The organism is Bacillus sp. z26 (genome assembly GCF_058313635.1).
The window spans coordinates 494,689-520,953 of sequence record NZ_JBZFQM010000002.1; the positions used below are offsets into that span (position 1 = coordinate 494,689).

The 26,265-nt window shown below is 37.7% G+C and carries 25 protein-coding genes and 1 pseudogene; 7 read left to right on the forward strand and 19 right to left on the reverse strand.

Features of this window, described 5'->3' with window-relative positions:
* The 4 genes from AC4G3K_RS07630 to cyoE form a co-directional block, all read right to left on the reverse strand.
* The gene (locus AC4G3K_RS07630; RefSeq protein WP_491076775.1) at positions 1-633 is read right to left on the reverse strand and encodes a cytochrome (ubi)quinol oxidase subunit III; all 633 of its coding nucleotides are present in this window, start codon (positions 631-633) and stop codon (positions 1-3) included.
* Complete coding sequence (ctaD, locus tag AC4G3K_RS07635) at positions 633-2,513, reverse strand: cytochrome c oxidase subunit I (RefSeq protein ID WP_491076774.1); 1,881 nt, start codon at positions 2,511-2,513, stop codon at positions 633-635. The genes AC4G3K_RS07630 and ctaD overlap by 1 nt, the downstream gene beginning before the upstream one ends.
* 33 nt (positions 2,514-2,546) lie before the next feature.
* Entirely contained in the window at positions 2,547-3,614 is a 1,068-nt protein-coding gene (gene coxB / locus AC4G3K_RS07640) for a cytochrome c oxidase subunit II (RefSeq protein ID WP_491076773.1), read from the reverse strand.
* A 90-nt stretch (positions 3,615-3,704) separates the two neighbouring features.
* Entirely contained in the window at positions 3,705-4,613 is a 909-nt protein-coding gene (cyoE, locus tag AC4G3K_RS07645) for a heme o synthase (protein WP_491133248.1), read from the reverse strand.
* A gap of 564 nt (positions 4,614-5,177) precedes the next feature.
* Here cyoE and AC4G3K_RS07650 point away from each other — a divergent pair.
* Entirely contained in the window at positions 5,178-6,122 is a 945-nt protein-coding gene (locus AC4G3K_RS07650; RefSeq protein WP_491132939.1) for a COX15/CtaA family protein, read from the forward strand.
* Positions 6,123-6,539: 417 nt separating this feature from the next.
* Positions 6,540-6,632, forward strand: a pseudogene (locus tag AC4G3K_RS07655) (transposase); the annotation flags it as partial.
* Between the two features lie 237 nt (positions 6,633-6,869).
* On the opposite strand, the gene pyc reads toward AC4G3K_RS07655, so the two are convergent.
* The 3 genes from pyc to AC4G3K_RS07670 form a co-directional block, all read right to left on the reverse strand.
* A complete protein-coding gene (pyc, locus tag AC4G3K_RS07660; protein ID WP_491132940.1) occupies positions 6,870-10,304 on the reverse strand; it encodes a pyruvate carboxylase in 3,435 nt (1,144 codons plus the stop codon).
* A 93-nt stretch (positions 10,305-10,397) separates the two neighbouring features.
* On the reverse strand, positions 10,398-11,597 hold the full coding sequence (locus tag AC4G3K_RS07665) for an FtsW/RodA/SpoVE family cell cycle protein (protein ID WP_491132941.1): 1,200 nt from the start codon (positions 11,595-11,597) through the stop codon (positions 10,398-10,400).
* Between the two features lie 116 nt (positions 11,598-11,713).
* Complete coding sequence (locus AC4G3K_RS07670; RefSeq protein WP_491076769.1) at positions 11,714-12,010, reverse strand: Fpa/YlaN family protein; 297 nt, start codon at positions 12,008-12,010, stop codon at positions 11,714-11,716.
* 175 nt (positions 12,011-12,185) lie between these two features.
* On the opposite strand from AC4G3K_RS07670, the gene AC4G3K_RS07675 reads away from it, so the two are divergent.
* Positions 12,186-12,689, forward strand: coding sequence for a peptidyl-prolyl cis-trans isomerase (locus AC4G3K_RS07675; RefSeq protein WP_491076768.1), 504 nt, complete (start codon positions 12,186-12,188; stop codon positions 12,687-12,689).
* Positions 12,690-12,862: 173 nt separating this feature from the next.
* Here the strand turns inward: AC4G3K_RS07675 and AC4G3K_RS07680 are convergent, their stop codons facing one another.
* Positions 12,863-14,194, reverse strand: coding sequence for a PhoH family protein (locus AC4G3K_RS07680; protein ID WP_491133249.1), 1,332 nt, complete (start codon positions 14,192-14,194; stop codon positions 12,863-12,865).
* 369 nt (positions 14,195-14,563) lie between these two features.
* Between AC4G3K_RS07680 and AC4G3K_RS07685 the strand changes: the two genes are divergently transcribed.
* Positions 14,564-14,764, forward strand: a complete 201-nt coding sequence (locus AC4G3K_RS07685; RefSeq protein WP_491132942.1) for a YlaI family protein — start codon at positions 14,564-14,566, stop codon at positions 14,762-14,764.
* A 120-nt stretch (positions 14,765-14,884) separates the two neighbouring features.
* Here the strand turns inward: AC4G3K_RS07685 and AC4G3K_RS07690 are convergent, their stop codons facing one another.
* From AC4G3K_RS07690 to typA, 3 genes are read right to left on the reverse strand one after another with little or no spacing between them, the layout of a single operon-like run.
* On the reverse strand, positions 14,885-15,175 hold the full coding sequence (locus tag AC4G3K_RS07690; RefSeq protein WP_491132943.1) for a hypothetical protein: 291 nt from the start codon (positions 15,173-15,175) through the stop codon (positions 14,885-14,887).
* Between the two features lie 11 nt (positions 15,176-15,186).
* Positions 15,187-15,507: a YlaH-like family protein gene (locus AC4G3K_RS07695; protein ID WP_491076765.1), complete on the reverse strand. Its 321-nt coding sequence runs from the start codon at positions 15,505-15,507 to the stop codon at positions 15,187-15,189.
* 45 nt (positions 15,508-15,552) lie between these two features.
* Positions 15,553-17,382, reverse strand: coding sequence for a translational GTPase TypA (gene typA / locus AC4G3K_RS07700; RefSeq protein WP_491076764.1), 1,830 nt, complete (start codon positions 17,380-17,382; stop codon positions 15,553-15,555).
* A 117-nt stretch (positions 17,383-17,499) separates the two neighbouring features.
* Between typA and AC4G3K_RS07705 the strand changes: the two genes are divergently transcribed.
* Positions 17,500-17,676, forward strand: coding sequence for a DUF5325 family protein (locus tag AC4G3K_RS07705; RefSeq protein WP_491132944.1), 177 nt, complete (start codon positions 17,500-17,502; stop codon positions 17,674-17,676).
* A 79-nt stretch (positions 17,677-17,755) separates the two neighbouring features.
* Here the strand turns inward: AC4G3K_RS07705 and AC4G3K_RS07710 are convergent, their stop codons facing one another.
* Together AC4G3K_RS07710 and AC4G3K_RS07715 are read right to left on the reverse strand one after the other, a co-directional pair.
* Positions 17,756-18,547 carry an inositol monophosphatase family protein gene (locus AC4G3K_RS07710; RefSeq protein ID WP_491132945.1) on the reverse strand — a complete coding sequence of 264 codons (792 nt, stop codon included), beginning with the start codon at positions 18,545-18,547 and terminating at the stop codon, positions 17,756-17,758.
* Positions 18,548-18,702: 155 nt separating this feature from the next.
* Complete coding sequence (locus AC4G3K_RS07715) at positions 18,703-18,900, reverse strand: YkzI domain-containing protein (RefSeq protein WP_491076761.1); 198 nt, start codon at positions 18,898-18,900, stop codon at positions 18,703-18,705.
* Positions 18,901-19,074: 174 nt separating this feature from the next.
* Here AC4G3K_RS07715 and AC4G3K_RS07720 point away from each other — a divergent pair, with 174 nt between their 5' ends.
* Positions 19,075-19,692 (forward strand): YktB family protein, encoded by a 618-nt coding sequence (locus AC4G3K_RS07720; RefSeq protein WP_491076760.1) that lies wholly within the window; start codon positions 19,075-19,077, stop codon positions 19,690-19,692.
* 57 nt (positions 19,693-19,749) lie between these two features.
* On the opposite strand, the gene AC4G3K_RS07725 is transcribed toward AC4G3K_RS07720, so the two are convergent.
* From AC4G3K_RS07725 to AC4G3K_RS07735, 3 genes are all read right to left on the reverse strand, one after another.
* Positions 19,750-20,022, reverse strand: coding sequence for a UPF0223 family protein (locus tag AC4G3K_RS07725; protein ID WP_491076759.1), 273 nt, complete (start codon positions 20,020-20,022; stop codon positions 19,750-19,752).
* 12 nt (positions 20,023-20,034) lie between these two features.
* Positions 20,035-21,000, reverse strand: a complete 966-nt coding sequence (locus tag AC4G3K_RS07730) for an NAD(P)H-dependent flavin oxidoreductase (protein ID WP_491076758.1) — start codon at positions 20,998-21,000, stop codon at positions 20,035-20,037.
* 262 nt (positions 21,001-21,262) lie between these two features.
* Positions 21,263-21,376 carry a GapA-binding peptide SR1P gene (locus AC4G3K_RS07735; RefSeq protein WP_491076757.1) on the reverse strand — a complete coding sequence of 38 codons (114 nt, stop codon included), beginning with the start codon at positions 21,374-21,376 and terminating at the stop codon, positions 21,263-21,265.
* Positions 21,377-21,786: 410 nt separating this feature from the next.
* On the opposite strand from AC4G3K_RS07735, the gene AC4G3K_RS07740 reads away from it, so the two are divergent.
* Entirely contained in the window at positions 21,787-22,221 is a 435-nt protein-coding gene (locus AC4G3K_RS07740) for a DUF1885 family protein (protein ID WP_491076756.1), read from the forward strand.
* Positions 22,222-22,546: 325 nt separating this feature from the next.
* Here the strand turns inward: AC4G3K_RS07740 and AC4G3K_RS07745 are convergent, their stop codons facing one another.
* The 3 genes from AC4G3K_RS07745 to AC4G3K_RS07755 form a co-directional block, all read right to left on the reverse strand.
* A complete protein-coding gene (locus tag AC4G3K_RS07745; protein ID WP_491076755.1) occupies positions 22,547-23,374 on the reverse strand; it encodes a polysaccharide deacetylase family protein in 828 nt (275 codons plus the stop codon).
* Between the two features lie 101 nt (positions 23,375-23,475).
* Positions 23,476-24,885, reverse strand: coding sequence for a dihydrolipoyl dehydrogenase (lpdA, locus tag AC4G3K_RS07750; protein ID WP_491076754.1), 1,410 nt, complete (start codon positions 24,883-24,885; stop codon positions 23,476-23,478).
* Positions 24,886-24,888: 3 nt separating this feature from the next.
* Positions 24,889-26,217, reverse strand: coding sequence for a dihydrolipoamide acetyltransferase family protein (locus tag AC4G3K_RS07755; RefSeq protein WP_491076753.1), 1,329 nt, complete (start codon positions 26,215-26,217; stop codon positions 24,889-24,891).
* Positions 26,218-26,265 lie beyond the last annotated feature (48 nt).

Below are 26,265 nucleotides of genomic sequence, written 5' to 3' on the forward strand. Positions count from 1 at the left end.
TCACCCCACCATTCCCATTAAGTAAACAACTGTAAAAATGAATACCCAAACCACATCAATAAAATGCCAGTAAAGGCTCGCAACATAAAATTTCGGTGCATTATACAAATTTAATCCGCGTTTTGAATTACGGAGCATTAAGGCAATAATCCAAAGCAATCCAAACGTTACGTGTCCCCCGTGGAAACCGACCAATGTATAAAAGGCTGATCCAAATGCAGACCCTGTAAATGTGTGATGGTATTCATGCACATAATGGTTAAATTCATAAATTTCTAATCCCAGGAAGGCAGCTCCCAGTAAAACCGTGATTAAAAGCCAAAACTGCATTTGTTTAAAATCATAGTTTCTCATGTGGTACATGGCATACACACTTGTTAAAGAACTTGTTAAAAGCAGCATTGTAGCAATAAAAGCCAGCGGCATATCAAACAAATCTTTAGCCAAAGTCATATCCTTATTAGGCGGTACACTATCTTTTAATGCTAAGTACGTTGCAAATAATGAAGCAAATAGTACTGTCTCTGCAGCAAGAAACAGCCAAAAACCTAAAAACTTATGTTTTCCTTCTGCTGTATGTTTCTCAGGGTGAGATGGCCATGTTTCTGGTGTGAATTTTTGTTGTGTATCCATTACACCTCAACCCCCTTATCATTTTTGGGATTAGAAGAGATCAATTCTTCTTTATGAATATGATATCCGTGGTCATCTTTGATGGAACGGATGAGCATAGCCAAGAAGGTTATCAACAAACCAATAATCATAACCGGAACAGTCCATGCCTTATCTGTTGCATTATAAAGTGCACCAAAAGCGGCAACAAATAATCCAAAAGAAATAAAGACCGGCAGAATGGAGTTATTAGGCATATGGATATCACCAAGAGGTTCAGCCGGTGTCATGCCATTCCTGCCTTCCATTTTTTCAAGCCACCAGGCATCATATCCACGTACCAATGGCAATCTTTCAAAGTTGTACTCAGGAGCTGGCGAAGAAATGGACCACTCAAGTGTACGGCCATCTTTCCATGGATCATTTCCAACCTTGACGTTTTTAACGGTTGTAATCACGATATTAACCAATAAGATAATGACAGCGACTGCCATCACAAATGCTCCAACAGTAGAAATTAAATTACCAGTCTCCCATCCCTGTCCGTCTAAGTAGGTGAATACACGTCTAGGCATTCCCATTAATCCGAGGAAATGTTGAACAAAGAATGTTAAATGGAATCCAATTAAGAATAACCAGAAAGTAATTTTACCCAAAAATTCATTCAACACAGTTCCAAATATTTTTGGCCAGTAAAAATGCGTACCTGCAAGTAAGGCCAGCACTACTCCACCTACAATAACATAATGAAAATGGGCAACAACGAAATAACTATCGTGATATTGATAGTCAGCCGGCGCTGCAGCATTCATAATTCCGGTCACTCCACCCATAACAAACGATGGGATAAAAGCGACAGCATACAACATTGGCGTCGTAAACGTAATCTGACCGCCCCACATGGTGAATAGCCAGTTAAAGATTTTAATTCCAGTTGGAACTGCAATTGCCATAGTAGCTACAGCGAATATAGCATTTGCAACTGGACCAAGACCTACTGTAAACATATGGTGAGCCCATACCATGAATCCTAAGAAACCAATTAGAATAGTTGCAAAAACCATGGAAGAATATCCAAATAATCTTTTTCTAGAGAATGTCGGAATTATCTCTGAGAAAATCCCGAATGCTGGAAGAACCAATATATATACTTCCGGATGTCCAAAAATCCAGAATAAATGCTCCCATATAATTGTATTTCCACCTAAAGCTGTTACAAAGAAGCTGGATCCAAACATACGATCAAACATCATCAATGTTAATCCCACTGTAAGCGGCGGGAAAGCAAATAAAATCAAGGCAGACGCCACGAATGTTGTCCATGTAAAAAGAGGCATACGCATGAACGTCATTCCAGGTGCCCTCATATTAATAATCGTGGCCAGGAAGTTAATTCCGCCAATTAACGAACCCATACCAGATATCTGAAGTCCCAGTATGTAAAAATCTATTCCGTGACTTTCAGATGCCAACGAAAGAGTTGCATAAGATGTCCACCCGGCATCAGGCGCTCCACCCATAAACCAAGATAAGTTTAAAAAGATACCGCCAAAGAAAAACAACCAAAAACCTAATGAATTTAAAAATGGGAATGCTACGTCTCTTGCCCCTATTTGCAGCGGCATGATTGCATTCATAAATCCAAGTAATAAAGGCATGGCAGCCAGGAATATCATGGTTGTTCCATGCATGGTAATGATTTGGTTAAACATTCCTCCACTGATAAAATCATTTTCAGGCTTAACAAGCTGTATTCGTATAAACATTGCTTCAAGCCCCCCGAGCAAGAAGAAAATTCCTCCCGCAAAGATATAGAGCTTGGCAATCTTCTTATGGTCAACTGTAGTTAAATAATCCCAGATAACACTAAGAAACCCCTTTTTTTGAGTAATCGTACTCACGTTTTAACCTCCCCTTTGCAAACTAGCAAACTTTTATTTTAGCGTTAAGGTTTCCAGGTACTTAGTAAGCGCTTCAATTTGTGAATCAGAAAGCTTTCCGTATGTACCAGTCATTTTGTTTCCTTCTTTAACTGACTCAGGATCTTCAAGCCACTTCTTCACATTTTCTTCATTATTTTCCAAATAACCCGCTACTATTTCACGATCAGCAAAATTGGATAGGTTGGGTGCTAATCGTGCCTGTTCCGGTCGCTGATCGTTTGAATCGATTGCATGACAACCGATACAGCTTTTATTAAAGATTTCCTGTCCTTCACTAGCAGTTGCATCAGTTAGTTTTTCTTCTGTATGCTTTGTTTCTTTCATGCTGGCTACCCATTTATCAAATTCATCTCTTGGCAAGGCTTTCACTTTAAAATCCATCAAAGCATGAGAAGCTCCGCATAGCTCAGCACATTTCCCATAAAAAATCCTGCCGGCCTCTTCACTTTTTTTATCATCAAACTCTAGCCAGAAGCTATTCTCACCTTCCGTATTTGTGTCAAGCTTACCTCCAGCAGATGGAATCCAGAAGGAATGCTTTACATCAGTAGCCTTTAAATTAAAGTAAACCTTTTCATCGGTTGGCACGACAAGCTCTTGTCCTGTCATAATGCCTTCACCTGGATATTCAAACTCCCACCAGTAGTAATTCGCCCTTACATTCACTGTTAAGGCTGTTGGATTACCATCCTTATCCTTGTCATCTTTAGCAGATACATCCGCAAAATCAAACGTATAATAAATGGTTGGAACTGCAAGAATGATTAATAAAATAATCGGAATAACGGTCCAAAGGATTTCCAACTTGTGATTACCTTCAATTTGTTTAGGGATTGAATTATCTCCCTTTTTACGACGAAATTTTAAAATTGCAAGTACAAATAGTATAACAACGACGATAATAACCAATACCATAATGGAAGTACTGAGTATCATCAAATCATATTGTTTCTCCGCAACCTCTCCTGCTGGATCTAACGCTGATAAATACGGCTTGCCACAGCCCGAAAGAATCAGTGTGAAAATAGCAATTAAAGATGCAATGCGCCATTTTTTCATAGCAAATAATTACCCCTCTTTCGTAAAAAATTTCTTCTTTCCAAAGGAACATCTTATATAATTAATTTCTTAAAGAAAGAACCCCCAATGTTAAAAGCGATTAATTAATGAAACAATGACCATTGCGACAAAAGATATTGTCATATAGTTTAAAGAATAAATAAACATCTTATTGGCCCACTTTAAATCTTCTTCTTTCGAAAATTCCTTTTTTAAAGAGAATCCTCTTAAAGTTAAAATAAGCCATCCTATATTTAGAATTGTTGCCAAGACCACAAAAGATACCCCGATTGGTTTCAGTATAAATGGAATTGGAAGCAATAAAACCACCCATATTAACATATGAATCTTTGTTTCTTTGAATCCTTTTACAACAGGCAGCATTGGTATTCCAGCTGCTCTGTATTCCTCCGTACGTTTCATAGCCAATGCGTAAAAATGCGGAGGCTGCCAAACAAACATTAATAAAAACAATCCCCAGGCTATGGGATGCAATCCAGGGTCAACAGCCGACCACCCAATCAAAGGCGGAACAGCACCCGAAAAACTGCCGATAACAGTATTTGAGACTAATCGTCTTTTTGACCACATGGTATATAGCATTACATAGGACACTACCCCAATCAGTCCCATTAAAGCAGCCATTGGTGAGGCCATCAATAGAATTAACAACCCGGTTATCACCAGAGCGAGCCCCATATATAACACTTTTATAGGGTGAACTTTACCAGTAACCGTGGGACGGTTCTTTGTGCGAGTCATGAATACATCAATATCTCGGTCTATATAATTGTTTAAGCTGCCAGATCCGGCTATAACCAGTGCTGCCCCCACAACACCATATAAAACGAGATCAAGATTGCTAAGAAAACTTTGGTCCGTAAAATACAGACCGAGCCAAATACCTGTAAAAACAGTTATTAAATTTGAATTTACAATCCCCACCTTCACTAATACCAAAAAGTCCTTAAATGTTGTACTGCTCATTTCTTTATCCATGTCTAGTCCCTTCTGGTTCTCATATGAGGTCTGCGATGCCGGTTTAGGTTTCATGCTGTTACCTCCTGTCTGTCATAGTAGATTTCAATACTTGAGTTCTCCTTCGATATATTCACGTAATAAAATGATTATATTTTTATAGAAAAATTTACCTACTATATATTTAAACATAGAACATACAGTTCATGTGAAGATTATTTGTCTGATTTTTGTCAAAAGTGTGACCTAATTATTATATAGTGGTAATTTTATCCTGTAAATATGTTTTGTAACATTTTAAGAGTGAAAACCTTATTTAACCAATTGAATCCCCACTCTATTTCTAACAAACTCTTCCTTAAGTTTCAACTATAAACAACCGCAGCAGAGTCTTTCATCCCAAAATTTATAATTTCAAAGATCATTTAAAAACTTTCCTTTGAAATTATTGTCTTTATTATTTATGATATATTAGTAATGATTATCAAACTTTGTAATATTTACCTTATTATAATGGTTACAATTATTAGGAAACAAATGTTTAGGCTTACTAAATTATTAAAATAAAGCAGGTGTTAGAAGTACATGCAAAAATCGTTGAAATGGTTTGCCGTTATGACAACCCTTGTCATGCTCGTCATCTTAATTGGAGGCGCGCTCGTTACAAAAACAGATTCCGGCATGGGATGCGGACGTTCCTGGCCATTATGTAATGGGGAATTCATTCCTAAAGAGATTACGCCCGCTTTGATTATCGAGTTGGCACATAGACTTTGTACCGGTATCGGAACATTTATGGTAGTTGGACTATCCATATGGTCATGGAAAGTCATCGGGCATATCCGAGAAACTAAATTTCTCGCGATCCTATCTGTATCATTTTTAATCATCCAGGCATTGATAGGGGCAGCTGCCGTCGTTTGGAGTCAATCTGATTTCGTGCTTGCCCTGCATTTTGGAATATCGCTCGTCTCATTCGCAGCAGTTCTTCTCTTAACTTTATTGATTTTTGAAGTAGATAAAAAGTTTGATGCCGACAAATTGAAAATATCAAGGAAGATGTCATTTCACATTATTGCCCTGACTGTTTATTCCTATATTGTCATTTATACAGGCGCATTGGTTCGGCACACGGAAGCCAGTCTTGTTTGTCCTGAATGGCCTATGTGTTTCAATGACGGTTCACTAGTGCCTAATAATATGTATCAATGGATTCAAATGGGGCATCGTGCTGCTGCCGGCCTGATTTTTCTCTGGATCTTCTGTATTTTCATTTATACATGGCGTCATTATCGCCATGTTAAAGTATTATATTGGGGCTGGACTATTTCCCTCATTCTTGTCACTTTGCAGGTTATAGCAGGAGCGTTTATTATCTTTACCCGTTTAAACCTATATGTAGCTCTTATGCATGCACTACTGATTACATGTTTATTTGGGGTATTTTCCTATTTTATCCTTCTGGTAACCAGATCCAGGAAGAACACAACAACACAAACTTTGAATCAAACGATTAAAAAAACAAGCTAATTAAAACTGTATTCTTAAACCATGCTTTGCACCACTTTTATACAAACTTATTTCATTTCAAAAGAAAAGGAACGGGATATATATTTCCACGCTCCTTCAAACTGTAGACAAATCCCTTAATCTTTTAGGAACCTTGTCTACAGTTTTTTGTTTTCGTTATTCTTTCCTATTTGGTTAAGCTATTTTCTATAGTATGGGCTCACTTTCCGCGAGCAAGCATCAAGCCTCCTCGCGCTATGCGCTGCGGGGTCTAGGGTACGCTTGTTTTTCCCGCAGGAGTCTCTCCCATTCTGCAGAAAATAGCATACTGCTTCATATATGAGTTTCCTCGGTATAAGAAAAAAATTCTCTGTGTTTTTTTGTATAATATAGGTAACCAATATTTACCAACGCAATGATGAGTATGTTAACCAAACATACACAAAGCGCAAGGAAACCATTGAACGAGTCTTTGCGGATGCGAAAGAAGGGCATGGAATGCGTTGAACAAGTTTAAGAGGACTTAAAAAATAGTCCACGCAGGCGATGCTTACTTTCGCTGCCATGAACTTGAAGAAAATGACCAATTAGATTTGGGAGGGTTCAAAAATGGCTCAAAAAATAGATGGATCGGTCTATCCCTCGTGAAAAAGCAAAAAAAGAGGGAATTCAAAAATTAGTCCCTTAAGAGCCATTCTGAATTCCTTTCTTGTCTACAATCTGAAGGAACGGGATATATATCCACGTTCCTTTTTTGTATTGTTTATATCAATCGAGTTCAATCAGTAAATCGTCTGTTTGAATGGCTTCTCCATCTTCCACAAAAATCTCTTTAATCATTCCGGCAAATGGCGCTTGAACAGTTGTTTCCATTTTCATTGCTTCCGTAATGATTAAATGGTCTCCTTTTTCAACCTTTTGTCCCTCAGCAACCAAAACCTTCATCACGGTTCCCGGCATGGTTGCACCTATATGGTTTGGATTAGAAGTGTCCTGCTTTCTTTTCGATTGAATAAGCGTTTTAACACTATCATCTTTTACAACTACTTCTCGAGCTTGTCCATTAAGTTCAAAATAAATCATTCTCGTACCATCCAAACGAGGCTCATTGATGGAAATCAATTTAATCATTAGTGTTTTTCCCTTTTCGATTTCCACTTCTATTTCTTCCCCTATAGAAAGACCAAAATGGAATGTTGGTGTATCTAATGCTGATACATTGCCATATTTACTGCTTGACTCTGCATAATCCAAGAATACCTTTGGATAAAGGGCATAAGAGATGACGTCAAACATATTGACAGGACGTTTGATCTTCTCGAACAATTCTTCTTTTAATTTTATAAAATCAATATCCTCGAGCAATTCACCTGGCCTCACAGTAATAGGCGTTCTATTCTTTAAGATTACCTTTTGGAGTTCTGCAGGAAAACCACCGTGTGGCTGGCCCAAATAACCACTAAATAATTCGATGACTGAATCTGGGAAATCGATTAAATGCCCTCTCTCTAAAACACTCTCTTCTGTCAAATTGTTTTGTATCATAAAGAGAGTCATATCACCTACTACTTTGGACGAAGGTGTTACTTTAATGATATCACCAAACAACATATTTACTCGATGATACATATCTTTCACTTCATCCCAGCGTTCACCTAAACCAACCGCTTTCGCTTGCTGCTGAAGATTGGAGTATTGACCGCCCGGCATCTCATGAACATATATTTCCGTATGAGGTGATTTCATGCCACTTTCGAAATCAGCGTAGTAATTTCTGACGCCTTCCCAATACTCAGATAGCTTTTCAACAGGCTTAATATCAAGTTGAGGTCTCCTCTCGCTACCTTCCAGGGCATAATAAAGTGAATTCAGGCTTGGCTGGGAGGTAAGACCAGCCATTGAGCCAAGTGCCGTATCCACGATATCAACACCTGCATCAATTGCACGTGCATACTGATAGATTCCGTTTCCGCTCGTATCATGTGTATGCAGATGAATCGGTATATCGACCGCATCTTTTAACTCTGATATTAACCGATAAGCAGCTTCAGGCTTCAACAGTCCTGCCATATCTTTAATAGCTAATATATGTGCTCCCTGTGCCTCTAATTCTTTAGCTAGATTCCGATAGTACTGTACATCATACTTTTGCCTGCAGGGGTCAAGTATATCACCTGTATAGCAAATTGCGGCCTCTGCTATTTTCCCTGTTTGGCGAACCGATTGAATGGCTTTTTCCATTCCTTTAACCCAGTTCAGGCTGTCAAAAATACGGAATACATCTATTCCGGCATGGGCTGACTTTTCAACAAATTCCTGTATAACATTATCAGGATAATTTTTATAACCCACTGCATTGGAAGATCGTAAAAGCATTTGGAATAGTACATTTGGGATATCCTGTCTCAGTATTAACAATCTTTCCCATGGATCTTCTTTTAAAAATCGGTAAGCAACATCAAAGGTTGCCCCTCCCCACATTTCCATAGAAAACAGATTAGGCATCATCTTTGAGGTTGGTGCCGCGATTTCCAGTAGATCCTTTGTTCTCACCCTCGTTGCCAAAAGTGATTGGTGTGCATCTCGGAATGTAGTATCCGTAATTAATACGTTTTTTTGCTCTTTAATCCAATTGGTCAATCCCTCCGGCCCCAATTGGTCCAATAATTGTTTTGTACCGGCCGGAGCTGCTATATGATCATGAGTTTGCGGAATCTTCGGCTTATCGAAATTTGGTTTCTCTTTTACACCTATCCCTGGGAACCCATTAACCGTGACATTTGCAATATAATTCAGTATTTTAGTTCCACGGTCTTTTCGATCAGGAAAAACAAAAAGCTCCGGTGTCGAATCGATGAATGAGGTATCATATTGACCTGACTTAAATTGCTCATGTTGAACAACATTTTCAAGGAAAGGAATATTGGTTTTAATTCCCCTAATTCTGAATTCCCTTAAATTACGCAGCATCTTTGCAGCTGCTTGATCAAATTGGGCAGCATGAGTTGAAACTTTAACAAGCAGGGAATCATAATACGGTGTGATAACCGACCCATGATAGGCGTTACCCGCATCCAAACGTACACCAAATCCACCGCCTGATCGATAAGCCGCAATTCTTCCCGTATCCGGCATAAAATGATTTAATGGATCTTCAGTAGTCACCCTCGCTTGAATGGCATACCCATTCGTATGTATATTTTCTTGTTTTGGGATATTTAATGGATTATCATGCAGACTATGACCTTCTGAGATTTTAATTTGTGATTGAACAATATCAATACCCGTGATCATCTCTGTAATCGTATGTTCGACCTGTACACGAGGGTTTACCTCGATAAAGAAAAATTCCTCTCCAGAAACAAGGAATTCTACTGTGCCCGCATTCACATACTGTACATTATTCATTAATAGGACAGCAGCATGACAGATCCTTTCCCGCAAAGAATCTGTGATTGAAACACACGGCGCTACTTCAACTACTTTTTGATGGCGGCGCTGTACAGAACAGTCTCTTTCATATAAATGAACAATGTTTCCTTCCATATCTCCAAGTATTTGTACTTCTATATGTTTTGGATTCTCAACATACCGTTCTACATAAACTTCATCATTTCCAAAGGCAGCTTTCGCTTCTGATTTTGCCCGATAATAAGCTTCTTCTACTTCTTTTGGATTGCGAACAATCCTCATACCTCTGCCTCCGCCTCCGAGCGAAGCTTTAATAATAATGGGATACCCATTTATTTCTCCAAACTCTATAACCTCTTCCAAATCGCCAACTGGGCCATCACTCCCAGGAATAATTGGGATACCGGCCAATTTTGCCTGCTCTTTTGCCTTTACTTTATCTCCAAACATATCAAGATGTCTTATGTTTGGACCAATAAAAATAAATCCTTCCTCTTTACATCGTTTAGCAAATTCAATATTTTCAGACAGAAAACCATAGCCTGGATGTATAGCATCAACACCACTCATCCTGGCAATCTCAATGATTCCTTCTATATCAAGATACGCATCGATTGGCTTTTTACCTTCACCAACCAAATAAGCTTCATCTGCTTTATAACGATGATAGGATTTATAATCCTCTTTTGAATAAATAGCAACCGTTTTAATATCTAATTCATTGCAAGCTCGAAAAATTCGGATAGCAATTTCGCCGCGATTAGCTGCCAGAACTTTTTTAATTTTCTTCATAGTAAGCACCTCAGCCTTCTTTAAAATTATGTAAATATAATAATTTTTTATAAAAAATAATGAGTAAGAAGGATATTCTTACTCACCATTTATTTAGATTTGTCCATCCATAGCGTGATGTAATTCTTGTGTATTGGGGTCTTTTTTGTATGTCGCATCATACCTCGTCATCATAGAAACATTGACCAGTATTCCAGCTGAAATGAAAAGGACAAACAATGATGAACCGCCATAACTGATAAATGGCAAAGTAACCCCGGTTATTGGTATTAAACCGATTACTCCTCCCAGGTTAATCATCGCTTGAATGCCAATCATACTGGAAATCCCTGTAGCAAGCATACTTCCAAATGGATCATTTGACTTAATAGCAACACGAATTCCTTTTAATACAATCGTAGCCAGACAGATAAGGACAAACCCTACACCAATAAGTCCCAATTCCTCCGAAATAACGGACATAATAAAATCAGTGTGCGGTTCAGGCAAGTAACCATACTTCTGCGTACTCTGTCCAAATCCCACACCTGTAATACCGCCATTTCCAATTGCTACATATGAATTGACAAGTTGATACCCTTCATATTTCTCACTCGAAAACGGGTCCATAAATCCGACAAAACGCTCGAGCCTTTTTGGAGTAAAAATCTTGTCTTTAAAGAGAAAGATTAATGGTGCAGCTACAACCAATGCCCCTACCAAAATGGAAATCAATTTCGCGAAACTTTTCCAGTTCATACCAGAACAAATAATAACGGTGCATGAACTTGTGAAAATAATGAAAGCTGTACCGATATCAGGTTGCAACACAATCAACACACAGATGATGATTAAAAAGAGCAGGGGGGGAACGACACCTTTATTGAATACATTTATATATTTTTGTTTATTCGAATAGACAGCACTTAGGTAAATAATCATCCCCAATTTAATAAATTCTGATGGCTGCAGACTCCCAAGTGAACCAAGCTTAAACCAACTTTCCGCATTTCCGGCGGTATGGCCAATAAAGTTCAGGGCAACAAGGGCAAAAATCGATCCAAAGACAATCGTAATCAAAATCTTCTTATTCTTATAAATCGGATAAGGTGTTGCTGCTATAAAGAAAAAGATGATAAACGCGACCATTAGATGCTTAAATTGTTTTATGTAGAAAAAATCACTGGGATATCCAAATCTTGTCACAGCTGTTACCATGCTGGCACTGTATACCATAACCAACCCAAATATACTCAAAAGAATAATAACGGCGATGAGGGTAAAATCATACGATTTTAAAATACGTTTTAACATAATGATCTCCTTGCCTGAATTTCGTTTCAAAAATAAAATAAACGGTTGTTAAAATTATATAAAGAAAAACAAAAAAACTCAAACAACTTCGGCATCGTTTGAGTTTCGACTGCTACTTATTTTCTCAAGGAAGCATCATGAAGAGTTGATAGTTCTTTTTCAAGGAATCCCAATAGCTCTTTACCGTCTCTTTCTTCTATTAATCCCAATCGGACAGCAAAGTCAATTTCTCTGGAGAGACCAAACATTTGAGTATCTAAAACTTCTTCATATAATGGACATTGAGGCATAGTCAAATTGTCCATTTGCACCTTTATTAGTTGAAATATTTTATCAGCGTCAGCCTTTAACAATGCGTAGGCCTTTTCTTGATGATTGACAAGGATATCAGATGTCAATGTGCAACCCCCCATTATGGCCCAATGAACCAATCTATTATAAAATTTTACCCTTAAAACCGTAAAATTGCAAGAATAGGTAATGTCAAGAAGTTTAGTTTTTCTAAAAAAGATATCCTTTGAAGCAGCTAAATACTGTACAAGCTCAACCGGCAGTTATAAGATTAAATTTGGAAGGGAGAGACAAATTATGAAGGATATTCTACAAGTGAAAGGGAATGTGAAATTTCCTATCTACATCGATCCGGGCACATGGATATTTGATGACAGAAAGTTTGATCTGGATGCCTGGCATCCTGAACTTAAGCAAGAAAATTTTAATGAACAGGAAATGTATTTAAAACAAGTGTCATCTCAATGGGATAAAGAAATTATTGAAGGTTCTTCGCCACCTCCGCGTGAGCCTGTCAAAAAAATAAAGAAACAGGAGCTAACAGAAAGAAGCTTTGGCATTGCCTTAAAACCTTTTTTTCTAAACGCTGAACCAGAAAATAATGCCACAACTATTACTATACATACAGAAGAATCAAACTTTGTTTACCCGCTTGAGGAAGCGTTTCAATTAGTAGCTGGTTTCTCCATAAAAGGTAGGCCAGTCAATGCGGACGAAGGGGGCCCTATTCATATTTATCATGGTGATGGCTCTAACAGGCAAACACCGATTAAAAACGTAACAGGTTTTACGATTCAATAAGGAATATTGGGAGCTTTGGCATCAATTGTCCTGCTCCCCTTTAATATAATCGATCCCTGCAATAAATTACGGTTTATTATATGATAAGGAGTTACAAACAAACTGACCAATTCGTCTTATTCAATTAACACGAATTTTTTAATTCCACGTCCTCAGCCTATTTTCAGACTGTTTTATAATAAATCAGCAGCCAGTTGGGCTAAACCAGACCTCTCTCCTTTCACTAAATTCACATGGCCGGCGATTGCTTCACTTTTAAACTTCTCCAGAACATACGTCAGCCCATTATTCCATTCATCCAAATAAGGATGATCTATTTGGGCAGGGTCCCCGAGTAATATAATTTTACTGCGCTCCCCCACTCGGGTCAGAATTGTTTTCACTTCATGTTTAGTAAGATTCTGGGCTTCGTCCATAATAATAAAACTATCAGGTAAACTGCGCCCTCTAATATATGTTAACGCCTCCACCTCAATGGAATGCAGTCCAGCCAGAATTGAATCTAACTCCCCCGGTTTCTTTGTGTTAAATAAAAATTCGAGATTATCATAGATAGGCTGCATCCATGGACGTAATTTTTCTTCTTTTTCACCAGGCAGGAACCCTAAATCCTTCCCCATTGGTACAATCGGTCTTGCTACAAGTAATTTATTATATTCCCCTAAATCCTCCGTTTGCAGCAACCCGGATGCCAGCGCCAACAATGTTTTCCCAGTCCCGGCCTTTCCAGTCAAGGTGACCAACTGAATGTCACTTCTTAATAACAATTCGATGGCCATATGCTGCTGCACATTTCGCGGCTTAATCCCCCATACATGTTCCTGATTATAGCGAAGCTTTTTAATCTTTTTTTCATGACCGCTTATAATTCCTAAAGCAGAAAGTGAACTCATTTCTGTACATTTTATAATAACAAATTGATTCACATAAACAGAATCCGTTTGCTCTCTTGGAACTGAGATTTCTCCCTTTGAATAAAATTCATTCACAACCGTACGAGAAACGAAGATTTCTAGAAAGCCCGCATACATCTGGTTTTCATGAATAACCCGATCACTCAAAAAATCTTCTGCCAAAAGCCCAAGTACATCAGCTTTTACCCGCATTAGGATATCTTTACTTACTAGAATCACATTCCGTCCGTTTTCTTTCGCCTGTTCTTCCAAAGACAAATTCTTGGCAATGGCCAATATCCGATTATCATTTGTCTTCTCCGCAAAGTATTCCGCAACGTTGTGAGATGAGCGATGATTCATCTCTATTTTTAAATATCCTCCATTTGTTAAAGGAATTTTATGATGGAGGTTCCCTTTTGTACGCAATTGATCAATGAGCCTGGAAACATAGCGGGCATTTTTCCCTACTTCATCCAAGTTACGTTTCTTTGAATCAAGTTCCTCCAATACCACTGCGGGGATGACTACCTCATTCTCCTGGAATGAAAAAATCGACATTGGATCCTGTAGTAATACATTCGTATCTAGAACGTAGATTTTGCTCAATATATATCCTCCTGGCCATGACTTCATTTATTCTTCGGAGCTTGGTATACTTGGTTGAATGATTTCCGAATTTCACTCCCGTCATAAGCAGGTACACTCCTGCTAAAATTTTAGACCTGCTTGCAGCTGATTGAAATTCTTGTTTGATAAGCGGGACAAATCTGATGCTCAAATATATGTATTTACATCCATAAATAGAAGAAAACAACGCATTATCTTTAAAATGTTTAAGTATTTTCAGAGCTGTATACAAAACAATCCAACATTACCTCCCAAATACTAGCTAAGCCATTCACCCCTCTTGGAACGTGTGTATGGATGATTCTTATATGGTATAATTACCATACATGCAATAGATTGGGGTGTACTTTAATGCGAGTTAAATGTGTAATCTGTGATAAAATCGAATCAATTGAAGATGAAACGCTAATGGCTAAAAGGCTCAGAAATCGTCCAATTCATACATATATGTGTCAGAAATGCAGTAAACGTATTGAAGAACGAACAAATGCACGAAAGAGCACAGGTAATTTCAGGATTTTCCGGGCAATTAAAGAAGATGATACATGGTAAGGGTAAAAATGGTCTTATTTTAGAACAGGACATCAGCTTTCAAATCCCTACCTATCAATCTTAACCCTTAAATAGAAACATAAAAAAAACAGAGAAGATGCATGCATCTTCTCTGTTTTTTTACTCTGAGGGATAATTACGGTAAAATTCAGGTTTTTGGAGTATTTGATTTAGCATAGCCTCAACCATATCCTCCGGAAACTTGAATTCCATGACAGCTCCTCCAATTTTATAAGAGACTGTATACCATTCACCACTTTTTTTATAGCTATATTCTGTTAATCCAAACTTCTCCTGTAAGGTATGTTCAAACCAGAGGACTGTTTCATTTGCTGCGGTATCTTCAGGTCGGTGATCCATAACAACTTTTATCGTCAACCAATTATAAATCGCATCCTGAACAGAGTTCATTTGATCACCTCTTAGTCCGCTTTGACCTCGTCTTTCATTTCCTTATGGAGCCTATATTTGTATAATCCCAGAAATACAGCAGCAACTACCAATACTTCTGCTAATGGCAGGAAAAGTGATAAAAAGGTTAAAAAGCTGCACCCAAGAGCCATTATGGCATAAACCACAATGCTTTTTCCTAGGCTTAATTTTCTGGCAAACCCCAGTTTATAAACAATCCCGCACAGCACTACAATCGTCAAATAAAGAGCCCACACCCCGATTTGTGAATACTCTGGGTCTCCTATTCGGTACAAATCAGCAAAGAACGGTAGATTATTTGTAATATCCACTATAAAACGCTCCCTCTCCCCAAAGGTTATGGTCTATTCAGCGAATTATTTCTTTTTCTTAGCTGCTTTCTCACGTTCGTTTTTGTCAAGAATTTTTTTACGTAAACGAATCGATTCTGGTGTTACTTCGCAGTATTCATCATCATTTAAATATTCCAACGCTTCTTCAAGTGACATGATTCTAGGTTTTTTCATGGTAACTGTATTATCTTTTGTAGCGGAACGAACGTTTGTTTGTTGTTTAGCACGAACGATATTAACAGTTAGGTCGTTTTCACGGTTATGTTCCCCTACAATCATACCTTCATAAATTTCAGTACCCGGCTCTACAAAAATTACGCCACGGTCTTCAATTTGAATGATACCGTATTGAGTAGATTTACCTGTCTCCATGGATACAAGAACACCTTGTCTTCTTCCGCCAACCTGGCCTGATTGCATAGGCTGATAAGAATCAAATGTATGGTTCAAAATCCCATATCCACGTGTTAATGTTAGGAATTCGGTTGTATATCCGATCAGTCCACGGGAAGGAACATTAAATACGAGACGTACTTGTCCACTTCCGTTATTGACCATATCAAGCATTTCGCCTTTTCTTTCACCTAAAGATTCCATAATCGCACCTGTATATTCCTCAGGAATATCGACTTGTACACGTTCTACAGGTTCACATTTAACCCCATCAACGACACGGATAATTACTTCAGGCTTAGATACTTGAAGCTCATATCCTTCACGACGCATATTCTCGATGAGAATGGATAGGTGTAATTCACCGCGTCCGGAAACAATCCAGGCATCCGGAGAATCAGTAGGATCCACACGTAAACTTACATCTGTTTGGAGTTGGCTCATTAAACGTTCTTCAATTTTACGAGATGTTACCCATTTACCTTCTCTACCTGCAAATGGACTGTTATTCACGACAAATGTCATTTGTAATGTAGGCTCGTCTATACGTAGAACTGGAAGTGGATCCTGAGCATCTATTGGGCAAACTGTTTCCCCAACATTAATGTCTTCCATACCGCTGACAGCAACCAAATCACCCGGTAATGCTTCATCTACTTCCACACGTTTCAGTCCTTGGAAGCCGAATATTTTAGTAACACGGAAATTCTTCGCTGTTCCATCGAGCTTCATTAATGATACTTGTTGTCCGACTTTCATTGTTCCGCGGAAAACACGGCCAATTCCAATTCTTCCTAAATAATCACTATAATCAAGCAAAGCAACTTGGAATTGAAGTGGCTCTTCACGGTTGTCCACAGGTGATGGAATATTATCTACGATTGATTCAAATAAACATTTCATGTTTTCCTCTTGATCAGCTGCATCCGGGCTTAAAGATGCTGTACCATTAATTGCTGATGCGTATACTACCGGGAAATCCAATTGTTCTTCAGTTGCACCTAATTCGATAAACAAATCAATAACTTCATCAACTACTTCTTCAGGACGAGCAAAATCACGGTCGATTTTGTTAACAACTACTATTGGTGTAAGTTTTTGCTCCAATGCTTTTTTCAGTACAAAACGGGTTTGCGGCATACATCCTTCATATGCATCGACGATTAACAGTACACCGTCTACCATTTTCATAATACGTTCAACTTCCCCGCCGAAGTCAGCATGTCCCGGTGTATCTAATATATTAATACGTGTATCTTTATAGTTAACGGCAGTAGTTTTCGCTAAAATGGTAATACCGCGCTCTCTTTCAAGATCATTGGAATCCATTGCTCTCTCGGCAACTTGTTCATTTGAACGGAATGTTCCTGCTTGTTTTAACAATTCATCAACCAATGTCGTTTTACCATGGTCAACGTGAGCGATAATCGCTATATTTTTGACGTCGTTTCTTAATTGCAAACTATTTCAACTCCCAGATTTTAAGCATATTGTAATCAACCTTGTCATTATAACATGAAACTAGAATCCTGCTATCATTTTGTGTACAATGAGTATGAAGATTGGGGTGAGTTACATATGAATATTAGTATGATATTTATGTTGCTAGCAATTCTAGCAGTGTTAAGCTTAATCGGTATTGCTATTTCCATCGCTGAAGGCAGTGTTTTAGCCATCCTCCTCTGCCTTGTTGCTTTTATTGCTATTATGGGAAGCGGCTTTACACTAAAAAAGCGTTGGAAAGAAAAACTCTAACTGTTTTAATTAAGTAATTTTATCTTAATATTTCATTTTTCGCAACAAAAAAGCATCAATACCTGATGCTTTTTCACTTTTAGGATGATAAATACTCTTTAATAATTACTTTATGCAAAGCTGGCGTTGCAACCAGGAATGAGCTCTTCTTAAGAAAATGGATTGGATTTCCTTTTAAATCTGTCACTGTGCCACCCAATTCTTCTATGAGTACGGCTCCACCTGCAAAATCCCACGGCGCTAATCTCATGGAAATATAAGCGTTCATTCTGCCGGTTGCAACATATGCAATCTCAAGAGCAGCTGATCCATATGATCTTGTTCCCCTTGCATCTTTAACCAGCCTTCCCATTAATTCTTTATCAATTTTTTTATTATCCGTTAACCAGATTGGATTTAATCCAATGATGGATTCGTGGAGTGGTACTTCTTTTATCTTTGGAATTTTATTATCATTGAGAAAAGCTCCTTCTCCTTTGGTACAATGGTACAGCTCATCATGAACAACATCATATATAAGTCCAATTTGGCCAATGCCATCTTCTATTATACCTATTGAGATTGCAAAGTTTCTTTGTTGATGGACAAAATTCATTGTTCCATCAATAGGATCAATAATCCATACTACGCCTTCCAATGATTCCAAATCATGACCTGAACCTTCTTCACCAAGAATACGATGGGATGGAAAGTGTTCTGAAATTTTTTCTTTTAAAAATTGTTCTATCTCCATATCCATATTTGTTACTAGATCATTTACATTTGATTTCGTATTAATATCTAAAATTGATTCAAATGAGTTAATTATTTTTACCCCTGCTTCTTTAACCCATTGAACTGCCATATCATGAATGTTATGAAGATTTGTCATTTCTCCCACCTCAATTAAAAATCTTTCCCTTTAGTATGTATATAAATTCCAGTTTAATGCTAAAGACGTCATTTAACAAGAAAAGACGAACATCATGAACGAAAACATGCAGTTCGCCTAAATCAATGTTAAGTACACCCAAATCATAAATGCTATCAAAGTGCCTTTAAGCGTAAAAGTTCTTTTCTTATCCTTTCAAGCTTTTGTTTTGAGCGGCTTTTCTGTTTTTCATCCTCATGCTCCATTGCCTCAAATAATGTAGCCAATTCATAATCAAGTTCCATTCTCAGAACGGCTTTTCGATGTTTCTCGACTTCTTGTGCTTTTAATTTGTGATTAACTACCTGTTTCATATAATCCTCTCCTTGTATATATTATAAGAAAATTCAGAAATCTATATTTTTTACTATATTATGTTCTTCCTGCATTATTGCAACCAAATTAGACAAGCGCCCACTTCTTTATGCATTATATTATTTATCCCTCTCATCCTTATGTTAAAATAAGATTGAAGAGGAGGTAAGAACATGGAAATAAAAGGTTTTACTGATGAAGACTTTAATGTATTTACAATAGATGGCCTCGACCAACGAATGGATGCAATTAAAACATTAATACGCCCCAAATTTGAAACATTGAGTCAAATCTTCACAGACGAATTATCTGTTCTAACAAAAGGTCCAATATATCCGCATATTGCAAAACATGCTCGCCGTACGATTAATCCACCTAATGATACTTGGGTATCATTTTCATCCAATCCACGAGGCTACAAAATGCAGCCACATTTTCAGATTGGTTTGTGGGAAACCCATTTATTTATCTGGTATGCTGTAATCTATGAAGCTAAAGATAAAGAACAAATAGGTCAACGACTGGCCAGCCAAACGGAATCGATAAAAGATCTTATCCCTTCTGACTATGTTTGGTCTCTTGATCACATGAAACCGGATGTGATTCCCCACAATACACTAACACTGGATAGCTTGAACGATATGTTTAATCGTTTACAATCCGTAAAAAAAGCCGAACTATTATGTGGTTATCAAATTTCTCGTGAAGAAGCCGTAAAGCTCTCCGGTGATCAATTAGTTGAGATCATTCGTGATGTATTTGTACAATTAATACCCCTGTATAATGTCTAATAAACTCGAAAAAAACATTAACCCACTTTTGCACTATGCAAAGCGGGTTAATGTTTTCTACTTCATTTTTATAAAAGCTTCAGCTGAATTATTTTTAGCTCTTTTAATGGCTTGGTAAGTAGAATATCCACTCACTTCTTCAAACTCATTGCATACTTTCTTTTCCTCGGATTTAGATGGAACAATCTTCTTAAATTCATTGTAATGTTCCAACAATTGCTCCCTGTCCATTCCTTGTTCATAGACTTTTTCGATTGCTTGAAAAAATGCAATAACTTTTACGATTTCCTCAGTTGACCATTCAAAATCAATTGGATATTGATAATCCATATGTATCACCTCTTATGTTGTAATTGCTTGCAAGCGTTCCCTTACAACCGTAGCTTCTGCTAGCATTCTACTGAATAATTGTTCTACCGTAGGCTCATCCTTTATTATACCAATAACTTGCCCCGCCCATCCAAAACCAGCTTCTGAATCTCCATTATATACAAATGCTTTATTTCTTTCACCACTAATATAATCCATTAATTCCTCATATGTACTATTAATATTCTCCATTCGAATAATCATATCCGTTAGAGGGCTATGAAGGGCACGCCCAGGAGCACCCAGGCTCTTTTTAATCACTACCGTATCTTTCCCAGAGCCATCCAGGATCGATTGTTTATAAGCAGCATGAGCCAGCCTGCATTCCTTTGTGGCAATGAATCTTGTTCCCATCTCAATACCTTCAGCTCCGAGTGCCATCGCGGCCATCCAACCTCTGCCGTCCCCAATTCCTCCGGCTGCGATAACCGGAATAGAAACATGGTCAACAGTTTGCGGCACTAAAACCATCGTACTCAGTTCATCCCTTCCAATATGCCCTCCTCCTTCATAGCCTACAACCATAACTGCGTCTGCTCCAAGTTCTTCAGCTTTTACCGCATGCCTTACTCCTGCTGTTAAGACGAGCTTCTTGACTCCTGTACCTTTAAACATATCTAAAAATTCAGCTGGGTTGCCTCCTGTTACTGAGACAACTTCTACTCCTTTAGTTAATACAACCTGAACATATTCTTCATATGATCTTCCATGGTTGCCGATCGCAAAATTGACCCCGAATGGTGAAGATGTCATTGTACGAACCTTATCAATTTCCTCAGCCAACTCTTCAGGACTACTCAATGACATGGCTGTAATCTGTCCAAGCCCTCCTGCATTTGAAACAGCTGCTGCCAAATCAGCATAAGCAAGATAAGCCAAACCACCCTGGATAATCGGAATTTTTATGCCCAGCAGTTCAGTTACACGTGTTTTCCACATAAGAGTTCCTCCTTAGTTAAATTTAATCCTCAACAAATACAGACGCATGATAAAAATCTCCAGGACATAAAATTAAAAACAACAATATTTAACTATTTAATTTACCCTATACCCTAAATAATTGAAGAGCGAGAAGAAATCCACCAAAAAACAAAAAAGACACCCGTTTTCATTTAAGGGGGTGTCATTGCTAAAGTTACTTTTTATTAGTATTCGAGTTTAAGGTATCTAATATGAAATGAACTGGTTATTGGACCGCAGCCTACTCTTGCTCACAACTATTGCAATCCGTGCATGTTGCATACAATACTGTTACTTTTTCATCTTCAAAATGATCGATTGTATTGTTGCATCCTGTACATACGATTGTACCCATTCATTTCATCTCCTTCTCTAATTGTAAACACCTTCCAAGAAAGCGTTTTTATTCCATAAATCAATAATAGTATAACTCAATTGATATTTCAAGCCTAAATTGTATAACACATTAAAATATTTTAGGTATAATTATGTTCACTATATGTCGAGAGATTATCATATTTATAAAATTTGCATATAGAAATAGATTATTCTAGAGATTCAATCAATTTGGAAATAAAGAAGACTAAAAGAACCCTTGATCCTGCATCTTTTGCATTCATCCTATACAACCTGCTAGCACCTCTCTTTTAAATGAAAACTGATTAATATGCATACATTAAAAAGACGATCCTCATGGCCGCTCTTGTTATCCATTTTCAGGAAATGATAAGCTAAGTAAAAATAAATCTATCGAAGGAGGTTCCTATGTCTTTATCAACATTTATAAAAATGAAGGATGGATCGCTAAAAAACGATATTACAATTGGGGATATAAAAGAATTAATCAACCAATATAAACATTCAATCTCACATACTTCCAGTCAATTGGCTTGGGATTATAGCAAAAATGCTTTTCCTTATATCTTGAAAGAAACGGATGAAGGAAAACAACAATGGTTTTACTTGTACTCCGAGGAGAAAGATTATCATATTATCGGGATTGGAGTGGACTGTGAGCACTCGGAAGCACCTGATGGCACAAAACAAAAAATTCCCTATATCCAAATCTCTTTATCTAAGCATTCAACAAATGGAGATAAATCAAAAGCTAATGAGTTTGCCAAATTCTTATCAAAAAAATTAAAAGGGGAGCTTCATTTATTTAACGGAAGGATCATTTATTATAATCTAAAAAAATAGGTACTTAGCAACTAACTTTACCTACTCTATTTCATAATGAGATTCCTGAATGAACGTTACATTATAACAGGTGAATGGTTTATTCAATCTACACAGAAAAAAATACACCCCAAGGATCCGGCAATACTATGCTTAGCTCTTCACTGCTTAACTATCCACACACCAACGGCGGATGTTAAATCAGGTTTAACCGGGGTCTGACCGCCTGTTACGAGTAAATATGCACTATGTGTTTTAGGGTCTTCTAAAGGCATATATGAATTCTTTTAAATAAAAAACAAAGCAGCCCAAAAGTTTAAGGGCTGCCAGTATATATATTTAAATATTATAGTGATTTAATATCACGAGAATTAATCAACTTATACCCCTTTGCCCGTAAACCTTCAACTAATTCAGGCAAAGCATCTTTAGTCCATTGTCGGTCGTGCAGAAGTAAGTTTGCCCCCGGGTATAATTCTTCACTGGTGAGCATGATTTTTACTAAGGCATCTTTATTTTGATATTGTTTTTCCCAATCATACCCCATAGTCCAATTCATTAACTGCATTTTTTCATCTTTGGCAATTTGTTTGGAGAAATCTGTGTTCTGTCCAAATGGTGCTCTGAAAAATCGGGGTCGTTCACCAGTGATCTCTTCGACCATATCATTTACTTTAATGATTTCTTCTCTTTGCTTTTCCTCATCTAAATTTGGCAAGGAAGCATGACTGTATGTATGGTTTCCAATTTCAAATCCCATATCATATATCTGTTTTAACACCTTTTTCTTATCTTCCGATTCCAAAAAATGGCCATTAACAAAGAATATAGCAGAGGCGTCCATTTCTTTTAATTTTTCGGCCATTACTAAACTATATTGATCCGGTGCATCATCAATGGTAAAGAGTACAACTTTCTTGCTGCTGCCGTCAGTGGGTTCAATCTTCCAATTCGTTTGATTGACTTGATAGATTGGAGTAACGTTCTCTGGCGGTTGCACTGCCTCTTTTGCGACTTCTTCCTTCATTTCCCCTTTATCATTTACATTCTTTGCAACTTGTTCTGAGGGCGCAGATTCGGTGTTTTGCTTTGGAGTATCTTCTTTTCCTTCACCCCCATAGCCACAACCGGAAATTAAAAGGAGAACCATCAAAATTCCTATACCACGTTTCATCAAATTCCACCTTTCGATTATATACATCCTATATTTTACCACTATTTCGACATAATAAAACACCCCTCTCCATACGGAAAAGGGGTGTGAGTTCATTAAAGTTATTTAATGACGTGGATAGGGCTTCCCATTGCAACTTCTGCTGCTTCCATTGTGATTTCTCCCAATGTTGGGTGAGCATGAATAGTCATAGCAATGTCTTCTGCAGTCATACCTGCTTCAATTGCAAGGCCAAGCTCTGCAATCATATCAGAAGCTCCAGGTCCTGCAATTTGAGAACCGATTACTAATCCATCTTCTTTACGTGTGATTAACTTCATAAATCCTTCTGCAGAATTTAGAGCTAAAGCACGTCCATTTGCTGCAAATGGGAATTTGGAAGCAACGATCTCTAAGCCTTCTTCTTTTGCTTGTTGTTCAGTATAACCAACCGTTGCAAGTTCAGGTTCAGAGAATACAACTGCTGGAATACCAAGGTAATCAATTTCTGCAGCATGTCCAGAAATAACTTCAGCAGCAATTTTACCTTCATAAGAAGCTTTATGAGCTAATTGCGGGCCAGAGATGATATCACCAATTGCAAAAATGTTATTTACAGATGTACGGCATTGTTTATCTGTTTTAATGAAGCCTCTTTCATCTAATTCAATACCAACTTGTTCTAAGCCAAGTTCATCTGTATTAGGCTTTCTTCCAACTGTTACTAATAGATATTCAGCTTCGACTTTTTTCTCTTCGCCTTTTTCTTCATAAGTAACGATTACGCCATTTTCAGTTTCTTCAACGCCTTTAGCTTTAACTTTAGTGAAGATATCAACATCTTTCTTCTTCAAGTTACGCTTAACGATAGAAGACATCGGTTTTTCGAAAGCAGCTAGTATTTCATCCATACCTTCTAAAATTGTCACTTTAGTTCCAAAGTTAGCATATACAGAACCTAATTCAATACCGATTACACCGCCGCCGATAATAGCCATGCTTTCAGGAATATGATCAAGGTTTAAAGCTCCTGTTGAATGAATAACACGATCAGAATATTTAAAAGTCGGTAATTCAATCGGTCTTGATCCAGTTGCAATAATAGCATTTTTGAATGTATACGTTTGAGCACTGTTTTCAGTCATAACACGTATGTTATTAGCATCTACAAAGTAAGCCTCGCCTTTAACGATATCTACTTTGTTACCTTTAAGTAATCCGCCAACACCGCTTGTTAATTTTTCTACTACAGTACCTTTCCAAGCTTGTACTTTAGAGAAATCTACTTTTACGTTTTCAGCAGTAATACCTAGATCTTCAGAATGTTTGGCATCATGATAACGATGTCCTGCCGTGATTAGCGCTTTGGATGGAATACATCCAACGTTCAAACATACACCGCCAAGGTTTCCTTTTTCAACGATTGTTACTTTTTGTCCAAGCTGAGCAGCACGGATTGCCGCTACGTATCCTCCCGGACCTGCACCAATTACTATAGTATCTGTTTCAATTGGGAAATCTCCAACTACCATGTCTTATCCCTCCATTAATAATAATTCTGGGTCATTTAATAGGCGTTTAATGTGATTTAAAGCATTTTGGCCAGTAGCTCCGTCAATCATACGGTGGTCAAAGCTTAATGATAATGACAATACTGGTGCAGCTACGATTTCACCATCACGAACGATTGGCTTTTCAGCAATACGGCCAATTCCAAGAATCGCAACTTCCGGATGGTTGATAACAGGTGTGAACCATTGTCCGCCAGCAGAACCGATATTGGAAATTGTACAAGAAGCACCTTTCATTTCGTTAGCAGCTAATTTGCCATCACGAGCTTTTCCAGCAAGTGTGTTGATTTCGTTAGAGATAGCAAACATAGATTTACGATCTGCATCTTTAACTACAGGTACAAGAAGTCCTCTTTCAGTATCAGCTGCAATACCGATATTGTAATAATGTTTATGAACGATTTCTTGTGTTGCATCGTCAAGAGATGTATTTAATGCTGGGAACTCTCTCAATGCACTTGTCAAAGCTTTTACAACATAAGGAAGGAACGTTAATTTAACGCCTTTTTCAGCTGCAACTTCTTTGAATTTCTTTCTGTGAGCAACCAATTTAGTTACATCTACTTCGTCCATTAATGTAACGTGTGGCGCAGTGTGTTTAGAGTTAACCATTGCTTTAGAAATAGCTTTACGGATTCCACTCATTTTTTCACGAGTTTCAGGATATTCTCCTTCAGGAATAGCAGTTGCAGTTGCAGCTGGTTTAGCAGTCTCTTCTGCAGCAGTTTCTTTAACAGGCGCACTTTCTTGTCCACCGTTCATAAACGCTTGGATATCTTCTTTCAATACACGGCCATTTTTACCTGTACCTGTAACTTTGTGAATATCCACGCCGTTTTCTCTTGCAAATTTTCTAACAGATGGCATAGCGATTACACGATCATTAGAAGTTTCTTCTGTTTGAGGCTGTGCACCTGCACCTGTTTGAGCTTTTGGTTGATCAGAAGTCGCAGCATCTTTTTTAATATCTTGTCCGCCTTCTAATGTAGACTGAACTTGAGCTTCAGTTTTTTCTTCACCATGCTCATCACCTTTAAATTGAACATCTTCATAGCCTGGCGCATCAAATGTTACAAGAACATCACCCACAACAGCTACAGTACCTTCTTCAACTAATACTTCTTGAACAGTACCTTCTACTGGAGAAGGAATTTCAACAACGGATTTGTCATTTTGTACTTCACAAAGTACGTCATCTTCCTGTACTTTATCACCTGGTTTAATGAACCATTTTACGATTTCACCTTCGTGTATACCTTCGCCGATATCCGGGAGTTTAAATTTAAAAGCCATAGCTTTACATCCTCCTCTTTCTTTTCAGTTTTTAAAGTTATGTTGTGT